Below are 14,035 nucleotides of genomic sequence, written 5' to 3'. Positions count from 1 at the left end.
TGGTGCGTGGACCTGGACTTCGAACTCAACTCTGACTTCATCCCGCTGTGCGACCTGCTGAAGTACTGCGGCGTCACCGAGACGGGCGGGATGGCCAAACACCTCATCGCCGAGGGCATGGTGCTGGTGGACGGCGAGGTCGAGCTCCGCAAGACCTGCAAGATCAGGTCGGGCGCCGTGGTCAGCGGCGACGGCTTCACCATTCACGTGACCTGACGACCGAGCGTGTCCTCCTGACCTCTAAGGTTCTCTCCGACATCAATCAGGAGACGTAACCGCAGGTTGGGAAGTGGTGTGATGGCGCTGGGCTGGAAGGTGCACGGCGACGGGAGGAAGCTCTCGCCGGGCGAGGTGGTCAAGCCCGACGAGCGGCTGTCGTGGCCGCGCATGGTGGGCTTCGGCGCCCAGCACGTGATCGCGATGTTCGGCGCGACGTTCGTCTTCCCTCTGGTGATGGGGCTGGACGCCAACCTGGCGGTGATGATGTCGGGCGTGGCGACGATCATCTTCCTGCTGATCGTCAAGGGGAGGATCCCCAGTTACGTCGGCTCGAGCGCCTCGTTCGTGGGCGCCGTGGTCGCGATCAGGGCGGCGGGCGGCGGTGACGGCACCGTCACGGGCGCCCTGCTGGCGGTCGGGGTGGTGCTCGGCCTCGCGGGACTGGCGATCCACCTGCTGGGCGTGCAGATCATCCACAGGGTCTTCCCGCCGATCGTCACCGGCGGGGTCGTCATGCTGATCGGCTTCGGCATGGCCTACGTGGCGGCCGACGTCTACTGGCCGCAGGACCCGTGGGTGGCGCTCATCACGATGGTGGCGACCTTCGTCTTCATCGGCGTCTTCCGCGGCTTCCTCGGCAGGATCGGTGTGCTGCTCGGGCTGGTCTTCGGGTTCGCGCTGTCGTGGCTGTGGGACAGGACGGGCGGGATGATCACCGCGCCCGGCGGCGACGGGAAGGTCACCGAGCACTTCAGGGTGAACTTCGACGCGGTGGCCCAGGCCGACTGGATCGGCCTGCCCACCCTGCACGGGCCCGTCTTCGAGGTGTCGGCGATCGTGCTGGTGCTGCCCGTGGTGATCGCGCTGATCGCCGAGAACGTCGGGCACGTCAAGGCGGTCGGCGAGATGACGGGCGCGGACGTCGACGCGTACATGGGGCGGGCGGTCATGGCCGACGGCGTGGGCACCGTGGTGTCGACGGCGGTGGGCGGGCCCGCGACGACCACCTACGCGGAGAACATCGGCGTCATGGCGGCGACGCGCGTCTACTCCACGGCGGCGTACTACGTGGCGGCGGTGATCGCGATCCTGTTCGGGCTGTGCCCGAAGTTCGGCGCGCTGGTGGCGGCGACGCCGGGCGGGGTGCTGGGCGGGGTGACCACGATCCTCTACGGCATGATCGGCCTGCTGGGGGCGAAGATCTGGATCGAGAACAGGGTCGACCTGAACGACCCGGTCAACCTGGTGCCGGTGGGCGCGGGGATCATCTGCGCGATCGGGCCCGTGGCCTTTCCCATGACGGGGACGTTCGCGCTGAGCGGGATCGCGCTGGGGACCATCGTGCTGCTGGCCGGCTACCACGGGCTGCGCGCCCTTCACCGGGCCTGACGGTCCTTCCGCGGCGCGGAACGCCCGCCGTCTCCCCGCTCCGTCACCTTCGCGTACGGCCGGGAGGACGGCGGGCGTTCTGCTGAAGGGGATCGGGCGGGGCGACGGCGGGCGTTCTGCTGGGAGGAGGGGTGTGGGGTGGGGGAACGGCGGGCGTTCGTTCGGCTGGTGGAGACCGTCAGGGCGTCGGGCGGTCGCGGAGCGCGGGTTTGTGGATCTTGCCGGAGCCTGTTCTCGGCAGGTCGTCCACCATCTCGAAATAGCGCGGGATCTTGTACTTGGCCAGCCGCCGCAGGAGAAAGCCGCGCAGCTCGTCCTCTGTGACGTCCGCGCCCTGGCGGCGGACGACGAACGCGCGGCCGACCTCGCCCCAGGTCGCGTCCCGCACCCCGACCACGGCGACCTCGGCCACCGCCGGATGCTCGAACATCACGGCCTCGACCTCGGCCGGATAGACGTTCTCGCCGCCGGAGATGTACATGTCCTTGACCCTGTCGACGATGTAGAGGTGCCCCTCCTCGTCGATTCTGGCGATGTCGCCCGAACGGAACCAGCCGCCCTCGGAGAAGGCCGCCGCCGTCGCCTCAGGGTCGCGCCAGTAGCCGGGCGTGACGTTGGGCCCCTGGACGAGCACCTCGCCGACCGCGGCGTCGGCGAGGTCGGGACCGGCCACCCGCACGTTGGCGAAGAAGACGGGGACGCCCGCCGAGCCGACCTTCCTGGCGCTCTGGCTCGCCTCGAGGAAGGTGGCCCCCGGCGCGGTCTCGGTGAGCCCGTACCCCTGGCAGAACACCAGGCCCCGCTCCTGGTAGGTGTGGATCAGCGGGGCGGGGATCGCCGCCCCTCCGCCCATGAGGTTGCGCAGCGAGGACAGGTCGGCGCCGGCCCACCGGGGGGAGCGGGCGAAGGCGGCGAACATCGTGGTGACGCCGAACATCCAGGTGATGCCGTGCTTCTCGATGAGGTCGTAGCAGTCCTCCACGTCCCACGAGGGCATGATCACCGAGCAGCCGCCCTTGACGAAGGTCGGCAGCAGCGTCTGGTTCAGCGCCGCGACGTGGAAGAGCGGCGCGCTGATCAGTGTCACCTCGTCGCCTGTCACATCGACGCCGACCATGACGTTGAAGGTGTTCCACACGAGGTTGGCGTGGGTGAGCATCGCCCCCTTGGGGCGGCCCGTCGTGCCCGAGGTGTAGAGGATGAGGGCGACGTCGTCGAGCGTCACCGGCACGTCGAGCGGCGTGGCCTCGCCCTCCGACAGCCAGGGCTCCAGCTCCTCGAGCGAGAGCGTGAGCGGTGCCGAGGCGGCGGGCGGCGCGCACTCCGGCGCGTGGACCAGGACGCTCGCGCCCGAGTGGTCCAGCATGTAGGCGATCTCGGGAGGCGCGAGCCTGAAGTTCAGCGGGACGAAGATGCCACCCAGCAGGTGCGTGGCGAACATCGTCTCGGCGAAGGCGGGGTGGTTGGGGCCGAGGTAGGCGACCCGGTCCCCTGCTCTCACCCCTGCCTCGCGCAGCCGCGAGGCCAGCCTGGCGGTCCGTTCGTGGACCTCGGCGTAGGTGACGCGCCGGTCCCCGAACACGAAGGCGGTACGGCCCGGCGTCATCCTGGCCCGCCGGGCCGGCCACCCGCCCACTCCTGCGTTCCTCATGGTTGAGCGACCTCCGGTCAGGAAGAGGGAGCCGGGCCCGAGGCCAGATCCTCGCGGCTGGTCTCCTTGAGCGCCAGGGCGCAGAGCACCGTCAGCAGGCAGAATCCGGCGATGATCGAGGAGATCACGACCGTCCCTCCGCCACCCGTGGCGGCCTGGATCTGGGCGAAGAGCAGGGGGGCGAGGCCGGCGCCGAGGCCGGCGATCTGGTAGCCGAGCGAGGCGCCGGTGTAACGGCTGCGGGTGCTGAAGAGTTCGGCGTACAGCGCGGCGAGCGGGCCGTACATCATCGGATGGATCACCGACTGGCCGAGCACGAGCGCGAGGACGAGCAGGCCCACACTGCCCGTGTTCGTCAGGGGGAACAGCGCGAAGGCGAACCCGGCCATGATCACCGCTCCGGTGAGCACGATGGGGCGCCGCCCGACCCGGTCCGACAGCGCGGACCAGCCGACGATGCCGAGGACGGCCAGCGCGGACGACAGGGTCAGGCCGTTCAGGATGTCCTGGCGCGCGTAACCGGCCTGCACGCCGTACGCGATGAGAAAGGTGGTCAGCGTCCCCTGGGCGACGAAGGCGGACAGGCCGACGCCCACCGCGAGCAGGAGCGTCCTGGGGTGGTTGCGCAGGACGTCGCCCAGCGGGGTGCGCACGGCCTGCTCCCTGGCGGCGTTGAACACCGGGGTCTCCTCCACCCGCAGGCGGACGAACAGGCCGACGGCGAGCAACACGACGCTGATGAGGAAGGGGACGCGCCAGCCCCATGCCAGGAACGCCTCGTCGCCCACGACGGCCGCGGTGCCGCCCAGCGCCGCGGTCGAGAGCACCATGCCGAACGGTGCTCCCGCGTTGGTGAAGCTGGCCCACAGGCCCCTGCGCCTGGTGGCGTGCTCGGCGGACATGAGCACCGCCCCGCCCCACTCGCCGCCGACCGCGATGCCCTGGAGGATCCGCAGCACGACGAGCGCGACCGGCGCCAGGGCGCCGATCTGGGCGTACGTCGGGAGCAGTCCGATGAGGAAGCTGGCCGCGCCCATGAGGATCATGGTCAGGACCAGCATCTGCTTGCGTCCGAGCCGGTCGCCGAAGTGGCCGAAGACGACGCCTCCGAGCGGCCTGGCGAGGTAGCCGGTGGCGAAGGTCCCGAAGCTGGCCAGCGTCGCGGTGAGCGGGCTGAGGTTGGAGAAGAACACCTTGCTGAACACCACCGCGGAGGCCGTGGCGTACAGCAGGAAGTCGTAGTACTCGATGACGCTGCCGAGGAAGCTCGACGCGACCGCGCGGCGGAGCTGGACGGGACTCGAGGTTAAGGCGGGCGGGTTCGGCATGAGAGGGGTGTCCTCACGTGTAGTAGCGATAGATCGCCCTGGCCACGCAGGCGGGCTTGGCGGAGCCGTCGATCTCGACGGCGAAGTCGAGCAGCATCTGCACGCAGTCGTCCGCCACCTCGCTGACGGAGGCGACCGTGCCCGCGAGGCGGATCTTGGAGCCCACCCGCACAGGACTGGGGAAGCGGACCTTCTCCAGCCCGTAGTTGACGCCCATCGCCACGCCCTGGACGTCGAGCAGTTCGTTGAACAGCGGGATGATCAGGGACAGCGTCAGGTAGCCATGGGCGATCGTGCCCCCGAACGGCCCGCCCTTCGCCCTCTCCTCGTCGACGTGGATCCACTGGTGGTCGCCGGTGGCGTCGGCGAAGGTGTTCACCCTGTCCTGGGCGATCTCGAGCCAGCCGCTGCGGCCGAGGTCCCTTCCCTCGAGCGCCCTGATCTCCTCGAACCCGCTCACCGTGACGGTCACGGCTTGAGTCCGAGCAGGTGTGCGGCGTTGTCCTTGAGAATCATGGGTCGTACCTCCGGTTTGATCTCGAGCTTGTCGAAGTCGGCGAGCCAGCGGTCGGGGGTGATCACCGGGTAGTCGGAGCCGAAGAGCACCTTCTCCTTCAGCAGCGTGTTCGCGTACCGCACGAGCTGAGGAGGGAAGTACTTCGGCGACCATCCGGACAGGTCGATGTAGACGTACGGCTTGTGGGTGGCCACCGCGAGCGCCTCGTCCTGCCAGGGGAACGACGGGTGGGCCAGGATGATCCGCAGCTCGGGGAAGTCGACGGCGACGTCGTCGACCAGCATCGGGTCGGCGTGCTTCAGCCGGATCCCGCCGCCTCCAGGCACTCCCGCGCCGATGCCGGTCTGTCCGGTGTGGAACAGCGCGATCGCACCCAGCTCCTCGATGACCTCGTACAGGGGGTAGGCCATCGGGTCGTTGGGCGCGAAGTCCTGGAGCGCGGGGTGGAACTTGAAGCCGCGCACGCCGTACTCCTCGACGAGCCTGCGCGCCTCGCGGACGCCCGCCCTGCCCTTCCACGGGTCCACGCTGGCGAAGGGGATGAGCGCGTCGGGGTGCTCGGCGCAGCTCTCGGCCACCTCCTCGTTGGCGATGCGGGGGTGGCCGGTGGCGTGCTCGGCGTCCACGGTGAAGACGACCGCGGCCATCCTGCGCTCGCGGTAGTAGGCGGCCATCTCGGGGACGGTCGGCCGCGCGTGCCCCTTGAAGTACTCCTTCGACGCGCCGAACAGCTCGGGGCTGAGCGAGCCGTGGCCGTCCCTGGACACCTCGGCGTGCGTGTGGACGTCGATCGCGACGAGCTCGGCGACGTTCATCGGGGGCCGCCGTAGGTCTCGGGGTCGGCGCCGACGCCATCGGCCCAGGAGGCGGCTATGGCGTCGGCGCTCCACCCGCCGTCGGCGAGGGCCACGGCCTTCTCCCTCGGGTGCGACCACAGCGCGAGCCGGTCGCCGCCGATGCCGATGGCCTGGCCCGTCACCCCCGCGGAGGCGTCGGAGGCCAGGAAGACGACGAGCGGCGCGACGTCGTGCACGGTGCCGAAGCCCTCGTCCTTGCGGAGGGAGTCGGGGTAGGGCTCCGCCAGCTCGGCGAAGGCGGGGATCGTCCTGGTCATCTCGGTGGCCGCCACCGGCACGACGGCGTTCACGGTGACCTTCGCCCTGGCCAGCTCCATGGCCCAGGTGCGCGCCATCGCGACGATGCCCGCCTTCGCGGCGGCGTAGTTGGTCTGGCCGAAGTTGCCCCGCTGGCCGGCCGGCGAGGAGACCAGGATCAGGCGGCCGCCGTCGCCCTGCTCGCGCATGCGCACGGCCGCCGCGCGGGCGCAGGTGAACGTGCCGCGCAGGTGGACGTCGATCACCGCGTCGAAGTCCTCGTCGGACATCTTCCACAGGACCCTGTCGCGCAGGATGCCCGCGTTGGCGACCATCACGTCGAGCCGGCCGAACTCCTTGACCGCGGTGGTGACCAGCCGCTCGGCCATCTCGGAGCCGCCGACGGGACCGGCGGCGACGGCGGCCCTGCCGCCGTCGCCGGTGATGGCTCGGGCGACCTCGGCGGCGGTCTCGGCGTCCACGTCGTTGACGACCACGGCCGCGCCGGCGGCGGCGAGCGCTTCGGCGTAGGCGCGGCCGAGACCACGACCTGCGCCCGTGACGACGGCTACTTTCCCGGAGAGATTCACCTCTCGAAAGTAAGGCGATTTTTCGACGCCCGTCAATGGTTTGCCCAACATCAGCTGATCCGTCTACGCTCTTGCCATGGAAGGACCCGTACGCCCGCAGTCGCTGATGTTCACCCTCCTCGGCATCTACGTGCTGGGCCGCGACACCGCCCTGTACTCGGGCAGCGTCATCGACGTCTTCGCCAGGCTCGGCCTGTCGGAGGAGGCGGTGCGCTCGACGCTCACCCGTATGGTCAAGCGGGGTCTGCTGGAGCGGCACCGCCAAGGCCGGAAGGTGTACTTCGGGCTCACCGAGCACGCCGCCGAGGTGCTCGAGGACGGGCGCAGGCGGATCTGGGAGACCGGCGCGGTGAACAACGGCTGGGACGGCACCTGGACCGTGGTGGGATTCTCGCTGCCCGACAGCAGGCGCAGCACGCGGCACGACCTTCGCTCCCAGCTCGTCTGGGCAGGGTTCGGCCTGCTGCAGAGCGGCCTGTGGATCGCGCCGGGCACCAAGGACGTCGCGGGCGTCCTCGCGCCACTCGAGCTCGGCGACCACGTCACCGTGCTGACGGCCAGGGCGTTCAAGCCGACGGAGGCGGCCGACCTCGTCAGGAAGGCCTTCGACACCGAGCAGGTCGCCGGACGCTACCGCGCCTTCCTCGACCGCTGGGACGCCGGCGACCCGCTGCCCGCCGCGCCCGACGACCTCGCCAGGCAGCTGCTCCTGCACAACGACTGGCTGCAGCTCGTCAGGCAGGATCCGCACCTGCCCGCCGAGCACCTGCCGGACGACTGGCCCGCCATCCGGGCCGAGCACGTCTTCCACACGCTGGCGCGCCTGTACGAGCCGCGCGCCAGGAAGCTGGCCGACAGCGTGCTCGACGAGCTGCCCGTTCGGAGCGGCGAAGGAAGGCCGTCGTACGGCGGCGAATGACGCGCCCGCGCGTGATGGGACGGGGGCGGGTGTCTCCCCGCGAGGGGCGGGTGGTCAGGATGGGAGAAAGAAGCGCCGTACCAGGTGGCGAAATCTGGCAGATCATGCCGGTGAACGGCCGCGCGAGCCAGCATACTGTGCCCGCAATGGCCTGCGGGGAAGCCACCGAAGCGACAGAGCGGAGGCGGTCTCATGGTTTTGGGTTGGACGAAACACGGAGACGGCAAGCATCTGGCCCCCGGAGAGGTCGTCAGGCCCGACGAGCGGCTGACCTGGCCCCGCATGGTGGGGTTCGGCGCGCAGCACGTGATCGCGATGTTCGGCGCGACGTTCGTGTTCCCGCTGGTCATGGGTCTCGACCCGAACACCGCGATCATGATGTCCGGCATCGCGACCATCCTCTTCCTGCTGATCGTCAAGGGGAAGGTGCCCAGCTACCTCGGCACCAGCGCCTCGTTCGTCGGCGGGGTGCTGGCGGTCAGGGCGGTGTTCGGGGGTGACACGGCGGGCGTGGACGCGATCGTCACAGGGGCGATCCTGGTCGCGGGACTCGTGCTCGCGCTGGCGGGCCTGGCGATCCACGTGCTGGGCGTGCAGATCATCCACAAGATCTTCCCACCGGTGGTGACCGGCGCGGTGGTCATGCTGATCGGGTTCGGCCTCGCCTTCGTGGTCGCCGACGTCTACTGGCCCCAGGACCAGTGGATGGCGCTGGTCACGATGGTGATCACCTTCGTGGTGGTCGTGGCGTTCAAGGGCTTCACCGGCCGGATCGGCATCCTCATCGGGCTGGTGTCGGGGTTCGTGCTCTCCTGGGTGGCGGACAGGGCCTTCGGGAACATCACCGCCTTCAACGCCGCCACCAGCAAGATCGACACCCACCCGAGGGTCAACCTCGGCGCGGTGGCCGACGCGCCGTGGATCGGGCTGCCCCCCATGCACCTGCCCGACTTCAGGACCTCGGCCGTGCTGCTGGTGCTGCCCGCGGTGATCGCGCTGATCGCCGAGAACATCGGCCACGTCAAGGCGGTCGGCGAGATGACACGCACCGACGTCGACCCGTACATGGGCCGCGCGGTCGCCGCCGACGGCATCGGCACCATGATCACCAGTGCGGTCGGCGGCTCGCCCACCACCACCTACGCCGAGAACATCGGCGTCATGGCCGCCACCCGCGTCTACTCGACGGCCGCGTACTACATCGCGGGGATCATCGCCATCCTGTTCGGCCTGTGCCCGAAGTTCGGCGCGCTCGTGGCCGCCACGCCCGGCGGTGTGTTGGGCGGCGTCACGGTCATCCTCTACGGGATGATCGGTCTACTCGGCGCGAAGATCTGGATCGAGAACAGGGTGGACTTCTCCGACCCCGTCAACATGGTCCCGATCGGCGCGGGCATCATCCTGGCGATCGGACCGGTCAAGCACGTGATCAGCAGTGACTTCATCCTGGACGGCATCGCGCTCGGCACCGTCGTGGTGGTGGCCGGCTACCACCTGCTGCGCGCGATCGCGGGACGAACGCATGTGAGGGAGCGCACCGGTTGAAACCCGCTCCGTTCGACTACTACGCCCCCCGCGACCTCGGCGAGGCCCTCGACGTGCTCGCCGAGGCGGGGGAGCACGGCAAGGTGCTGGCCGGGGGTCAGAGCCTGATCCCGCTGCTCAACATGCGCCTGGCCGCCCCCGAGCGGCTGGTCGACATCAACAGGATCGCCTCGCTCGAACCCTTCGAGGTCACGCCCGACGGCGTGCGGATCGGCGCGCTGGCCAGGCACTCGCAGGTGGAGCGCTCGGACGGGATCGCCGCGGTCCAGCCGCTGCTGCGCCAGGCGCTCAAGCTGGTGGCGCACCCGGTGATCCGCAACCGCGGCACCGTCGTCGGCAGCCTGGTGCACGCCGACCCCGCCGCCGAGCTGCCGGCCGTGCTGGCGCTGCTGCGAGGGTCGGTACGGCTGGCCCGCGCGGGCGGCGTCCGCGACGTGCCCGCGGGCGAGTTCTTCACCGGGCCGCTGGAGTCGGCGCTCGAACCGGGGGAGCTCGCCGTCTCCGCCCACTTCCCCCGGCTGCCCGAGCGGACGGGCAGCTCGTTCGTCGAGGTGGCCAGGAGGCACGGCGACTACGCGCTGGCAGGAGTGGCCGCCGTGGTCACGGTGGACGACGATCTGCGGGTGAGCGAGGCGAGGGTGGTGTGCGTCGGGGTCGGGCCCGTCCCTCTGACGGCCGACGTGAGCGAGTGGTGCGAGCGGCGCCCCGCCTCGACCGTCGACTGGGCGGCGGTGGCGCGGGCCGTACAGGATCGGACGGAACCGGAGGCCGACATCCACGCGACGGCCGAGTACCGCAGGCACCTGGTAGGGGTGCTGGCCGTGCGGGCACTGACGGAGGCGGCGAGACATGCGGTATGACATCACGCTGGTGGTCAACGGCATCGTGCGCAGGGTCGGCGTGCCGGCCAGGCGGCTGCTGTCGGACTGCCTGCGCCACGACCTCGGCCTGACCGGCACGCACGTGGGCTGCGAGCACGGCGTCTGCGGGTGTTGCACCGTGCTGCTCGACGGCGAGCCGGTGCGCTCCTGCCTGACGTTCGCGGTGACCGTGGACGGCAGGCAGATCACCACGGTGGAGGGCCTGGCCGGGCCTGAGGGCATGTCGCCGGTGCAGCGGGCCTTCGCCGAGTGCCACGGGCTGCAGTGCGGCTTCTGCACACCGGGCTTCCTGTGCACAGCGACGGCGCTGCTGAGACAGAACCCGACGCCGACCGACGAGGAGGTCCTCGAGGGGATCTCCGGCAACCTGTGCAGGTGCACCGGCTACCAGAACATCGTCAAGTCGGTCCACAGGGCCGCCGAGCTGATGGCCGAGGAGGAGGGGCGATGACGACGCGGCTGTTCGGCGAGCGCGTCCAGCGCAAGGAGGACCCTCGCCTGCTCACAGGGCAGGGCCGCTTCCTCGACGACCTGGGCCCCGACGCGCTGGCCGTCGCGTTCGTCCGCTCCCCTCACGCGCACGCCCGCATCCTCGACATCGACGTCTCGGCCGCCCTCGACGTGGAGGGCCTGGTCGCCGTCTACACCTGGGAGGACCTGCCTGGCCTCGTGGCCGAGCCGCTGCCGCTGCTCATCCCGCACCCCGCGCTCACCCACGGCCGCACCGCCTACCCGCTGGCCAGGGAGGTCGTCAGGCACGTCGGCGAGCCCGTCGTCATGGTGGTCGCCGAGGACCGCTACCTCGCCGAGGACGCCTGCGCGCTGATCCGCGTCGACTACGAGCTGCTCAAGCCGGTCGTCGGCGTCGAGGAGGCGGTGCACAGCGCGGCGCTGGTGCACGAGGACGTGCCGGGCAACGTGGGCGCGCGCCTGGTGCAGGAGGTCCCCTCCAGGTCGGGGCAGAGCGCCCGCGAGGTCATCGAGAGCGCGCCGCACACGCTCGCCTTCAGGCTCGACATCGAGCGCAGCGCGAGCTCGCCGCTGGAGGGGCGCGGCGTGCACGCCCGCTGGGACGGCACCGACCTGCGCGTCCACTCCTCCACCCAGACCTCCACCAGTGTCAGGATGGCGATCGCCGCCAAGCTCGGCCTGCCCCTGCCGCACGTCGAGGTGATCGCGCCCGACGTCGGCGGCGGGTTCGGGGTCAAGATCGTGCACCCGTGGCCGGAGGAGATCCTGGTGCCCTGGGCGGCCATGCTGCTCAACCGCGAGCTGAAGTGGACGGAGGACCGGCGCGAGCACTTCATCTCCTCGGCCCACGAGCGGGGCCAGGTGCAGTTCGTGCGGGTCGGCTTCGACGACGACGGTCACGTGCTCGGCCTCGAGGTGACGATCCTGCACGACCACGGCGCGTACACGCCGTACGGGATCATCGTGCCGATCATCACCTCGACGCAGCTGCTCGGCCCCTACAAGATCGGCTCCTACCGGGTCGAGTTCTCCTCGATCTACACCAACACCGTGCAGGTCACGCCGTACAGGGGGGCGGGGCGCCCGCAGGCCGTCTTCTGCATGGAAAGGACGATGGACAAGATCGCGGCCCATCTCGGCAAGGACCGCACCGAGGTGAGAGCGGCCAACTTCATCCAGCCGTCGGAGTTCCCCTACGACCAGGGCATGATCTTCCAGGACGGCCGTCCTCTCATCTACGACAGCGGCGACTACCCTGCGATGCTGGCCAAGCTGAAGGAGCTGATCGGCTGGGACTCCTTCGTGCCGAGAAAGGGTCTCGGCATCGGCATCGGCTGCTACGTCGAGGGCACAGGGGTGGGGCCGTACGAGGGCGGACACGTGCAGGTCACCTCAGACGGGCGGGTGCACGTGTCCACGGGCCTCACCTCGCAGGGCCAGGGCCACGAGACGGTGTTCGCGCAGATCGCGGCCACCGAGCTGGGCGTGCCGATCGAGCGGATCTCCGTCGTCACGGGCGACACCCGCAGGTTCGGCTACGCCGTGGGCACGTTCGCCTCGAGGGCGGCCGTCGTCAGCGGCAACGCCATCGCCCTGGCCTGCAGGAAGGTGCGGGCAAAGGCGCTGAGGATCGCCGCGGAGGCGCTGGAGGCCGACCCCGCCGACCTGGAGATCAGCGACGGTCTCGTGCACGTCGCCGGGGCGCCCGGCGCCTCGATCCCGCTGTCCACGGTCGCGGTGCTGTCGAACCCGCTGCGCTACTCCTTCGACGCCGAGACCGCCCGCGCGGGGCAGTTCGCCGGAGGCGCCTCCTTTGACAGACCGCCCGTCGCGGAGGGGGACGAGCCCGGTCTCGAGGGGCGCGACTACTACTCGCCCCTGCGCTCCACCTTCGCGGCGGGCATGCACGCGGCGATCGTCGAGACCGATCCCGACACCGCCGAGATCCGCATCCTGCGTTACGCGGTCGTCCACGACTGCGGCAGGCTGATCAACCCCATGATCGTCGAGGGGCAGATCCACGGCGGCGTGGCACAGGGCGTGGGCGGCGCGCTGTACGAGCGGATGGCCTACGACTCCCACGGGCAGCTGCTGAACGCCTCGTTCATGGACTTCCTCATGCCCTACGCCACGGAGATCCCGCGCATCGAGACCGACCACCTGGAGACGCCCTCCCCGCTGAACCCGCTCGGTATCAAGGGAGCGGGGGAGGCCGGGGTGATCCCGGTGGCCGCGGTGATCGCCGGCGCCGTCGAGGACGCCGAAGGGCTGCCGATCGACAGGATGCCGATCTCGCCCTCGGAGCTGTTCCATCTAAGATCCGGTGGATGACCGAGCTGCGCGCCCAGGGAGCGGGCCTGACCACCATGCCCGCCGTGCCCGATGACGTCCGCCTGATCGACATGGCGTGGAACCGGCTCACGGAGCTGCCCGCGCGGGTGGGCGAGCTGTCCGCGCTGGAGGAGCTGCGGCTCGACGGCAACCTGCTCACCTCACTGCCGCCGCTGCCCCCTTCGCTGCGGGAACTGCACGCCGACGGCAACAGGCTCACCTCGCTGCCCCCGCTCCCGCCGTCCCTGGAGAGCCTGTTCGTGTACGGCAACGCGCTGGAGCGCCTGCCCGCGCGCCTGGGCCCGCTGCGGCACCTGGCTGCCGGAGGCAACGGCCTGGAGGAGGTCCCCGACCAGGTGTGGCGGCTGACCGGCCTCCAGTCGCTCAACCTGGCGGAGAACCGGCTCACCCACGTGCCCGGAGCCATCGGCGGGCTGAGCGGGCTGCGGATGCTCGACCTCGGGCACAACGCGATCAAGGAGATCCCCTCGGAGATCGGGGAGCTCGACCTGACCGGCTATCTCTACCTCAGCGACAACGGCTTCACCCGCGTGCCCGCCTCCATCGGAGGCCTGCGCAGGCTCGCCTACCTCAACCTGACCGACAACAGGCTCACCGAGCTGCCCTCGTCCATCGGCGACATGGCCGCGCTGAAGGAGCTGCGCCTGTACAACAACGCGCTCACCGGCCTGCCGCCCTCCGTCGGGCGCCTGGCCGAGCTGCGCGAGCTGCACCTGCAGGGCAACCACCTGACCTCGCTGCCCGCGCTTCCCCCCTCGCTGCGCGTGCTCGACCTCCGCGACAACGACCTGTCGCGGCTGCCGGAGACGATCGGAGGGCTGACCAGGCTGGTCCACCTCGACCTGCGCAACAACCGGCTCAGGGAGCTCCCGGCAGCACTGCTGGGGATGACCGCGCTGGAGAAGCTGGACCTGCGCTGGAACAAGCTCGACGGCGACCCGCCCGAGCTGCGCGCCCTCGAGGCCAGGGGCTGCGTCGTCCTGCGCTGAACCCCGCCGATCGAACCCCGCCGATCGAACCCCGCCGGTCAAAGCCTGCTGATCGAACGTCGCCGATCGAATCGTGCTGATTGAACTGCG

13 protein-coding genes are annotated in these 14,035 nt (G+C 70.4%); 8 read left to right on the top strand and 5 right to left on the bottom strand.

Annotated elements, in window-relative coordinates; all coding sequences use genetic code 11:
* Positions 1-6 precede the first annotated feature (6 nt).
* Positions 7-216, top strand: coding sequence for an RNA-binding S4 domain-containing protein (locus ABFX55_RS07625; protein WP_183646163.1), 210 nt, complete (start codon positions 7-9; stop codon positions 214-216).
* Positions 217-297: 81 nt separating this feature from the next.
* Positions 298-1,608 carry a uracil-xanthine permease family protein gene (locus tag ABFX55_RS07620; protein WP_346118980.1) on the top strand — a complete coding sequence of 437 codons (1,311 nt, stop codon included), beginning with the start codon at positions 298-300 and terminating at the stop codon, positions 1,606-1,608.
* A 178-nt stretch (positions 1,609-1,786) separates the two neighbouring features.
* On the opposite strand, the gene ABFX55_RS07615 is transcribed toward ABFX55_RS07620, so the two are convergent.
* Genes ABFX55_RS07615 through ABFX55_RS07595 form a run of 5 tightly spaced genes read right to left on the bottom strand, consistent with a single transcriptional unit; the run spans position 1,787 to position 6,788 of the window.
* Positions 1,787-3,259, bottom strand: coding sequence for an acyl-CoA synthetase (locus ABFX55_RS07615; protein ID WP_346118978.1), 1,473 nt, complete (start codon positions 3,257-3,259; stop codon positions 1,787-1,789).
* 17 nt (positions 3,260-3,276) lie between these two features.
* Entirely contained in the window at positions 3,277-4,587 is a 1,311-nt protein-coding gene (locus ABFX55_RS07610) for an MFS transporter (protein ID WP_346118976.1), read from the bottom strand.
* A gap of 13 nt (positions 4,588-4,600) precedes the next feature.
* Positions 4,601-5,059 carry a MaoC family dehydratase gene (locus ABFX55_RS07605; RefSeq protein WP_346118974.1) on the bottom strand — a complete coding sequence of 153 codons (459 nt, stop codon included), beginning with the start codon at positions 5,057-5,059 and terminating at the stop codon, positions 4,601-4,603.
* On the bottom strand, positions 5,056-5,919 hold the full coding sequence (locus ABFX55_RS07600; protein WP_346118972.1) for an amidohydrolase family protein: 864 nt from the start codon (positions 5,917-5,919) through the stop codon (positions 5,056-5,058). Before ABFX55_RS07600 ends, ABFX55_RS07605 begins: the two co-directional genes overlap by 4 nt.
* Entirely contained in the window at positions 5,916-6,788 is an 873-nt protein-coding gene (locus ABFX55_RS07595) for an SDR family oxidoreductase (RefSeq protein WP_346118970.1), read from the bottom strand. Before ABFX55_RS07595 ends, ABFX55_RS07600 begins: the two co-directional genes overlap by 4 nt.
* A 76-nt stretch (positions 6,789-6,864) precedes the next feature.
* Here ABFX55_RS07595 and ABFX55_RS07590 point away from each other — a divergent pair, with 76 nt between their 5' ends.
* From ABFX55_RS07590 to ABFX55_RS07565, 6 genes are all read left to right on the top strand, one after another.
* Entirely contained in the window at positions 6,865-7,707 is an 843-nt protein-coding gene (locus ABFX55_RS07590; protein WP_346118968.1) for a PaaX family transcriptional regulator, read from the top strand.
* Positions 7,708-7,899: 192 nt separating this feature from the next.
* Entirely contained in the window at positions 7,900-9,252 is a 1,353-nt protein-coding gene (locus ABFX55_RS07585; protein WP_346118966.1) for a uracil-xanthine permease family protein, read from the top strand.
* Entirely contained in the window at positions 9,249-10,112 is an 864-nt protein-coding gene (locus ABFX55_RS07580) for an FAD binding domain-containing protein (protein WP_346118964.1), read from the top strand. The genes ABFX55_RS07585 and ABFX55_RS07580 overlap by 4 nt, the downstream gene beginning before the upstream one ends.
* A complete protein-coding gene (locus ABFX55_RS07575) occupies positions 10,102-10,584 on the top strand; it encodes a (2Fe-2S)-binding protein (protein WP_183646152.1) in 483 nt (160 codons plus the stop codon). Before ABFX55_RS07580 ends, ABFX55_RS07575 begins: the two co-directional genes overlap by 11 nt.
* Positions 10,581-12,935, top strand: coding sequence for an aerobic carbon-monoxide dehydrogenase large subunit (gene cutA / locus ABFX55_RS07570; protein WP_346118962.1), 2,355 nt, complete (start codon positions 10,581-10,583; stop codon positions 12,933-12,935). Before ABFX55_RS07575 ends, cutA begins: the two co-directional genes overlap by 4 nt.
* Complete coding sequence (locus ABFX55_RS07565) at positions 12,932-13,945, top strand: leucine-rich repeat domain-containing protein (RefSeq protein ID WP_346118960.1); 1,014 nt, start codon at positions 12,932-12,934, stop codon at positions 13,943-13,945. Before cutA ends, ABFX55_RS07565 begins: the two co-directional genes overlap by 4 nt.
* The last annotated feature ends 90 nt before the right edge of the window (positions 13,946-14,035 follow it).

The sequence above is a fragment of the Nonomuraea roseola genome (genome assembly GCF_039535395.1).
Taxonomy (GTDB): Bacteria; Actinomycetota; Actinomycetes; order Streptosporangiales; family Streptosporangiaceae; genus Nonomuraea; species Nonomuraea roseola.
Note: the sequence above shows the minus strand (reverse complement) of the source record. Positions and strands in the feature narration are given on the sequence as shown.

Coding starts and splice junctions, on each gene's coding strand:
- ABFX55_RS07620 (WP_346118980.1), top strand. CDS start 298: ATGGCGCTGGGCTGGAAGGTGCACGGCGACGGGAGGAAGCTCTCGCCG.
- ABFX55_RS07615 (WP_346118978.1), bottom strand. CDS start 3,259: ATGAGGAACGCAGGAGTGGGCGGGTGGCCGGCCCGGCGGGCCAGGATG.
- ABFX55_RS07610 (WP_346118976.1), bottom strand. CDS start 4,587: ATGCCGAACCCGCCCGCCTTAACCTCGAGTCCCGTCCAGCTCCGCCGC.
- ABFX55_RS07600 (WP_346118972.1), bottom strand. CDS start 5,919: ATGAACGTCGCCGAGCTCGTCGCGATCGACGTCCACACGCACGCCGAG.
- ABFX55_RS07590 (WP_346118968.1), top strand. CDS start 6,865: ATGGAAGGACCCGTACGCCCGCAGTCGCTGATGTTCACCCTCCTCGGC.
- ABFX55_RS07585 (WP_346118966.1), top strand. CDS start 7,900: ATGGTTTTGGGTTGGACGAAACACGGAGACGGCAAGCATCTGGCCCCC.
- ABFX55_RS07575 (WP_183646152.1), top strand. CDS start 10,102: ATGCGGTATGACATCACGCTGGTGGTCAACGGCATCGTGCGCAGGGTC.
- cutA (WP_346118962.1), top strand. CDS start 10,581: ATGACGACGCGGCTGTTCGGCGAGCGCGTCCAGCGCAAGGAGGACCCT.
- ABFX55_RS07565 (WP_346118960.1), top strand. CDS start 12,932: ATGACCGAGCTGCGCGCCCAGGGAGCGGGCCTGACCACCATGCCCGCC.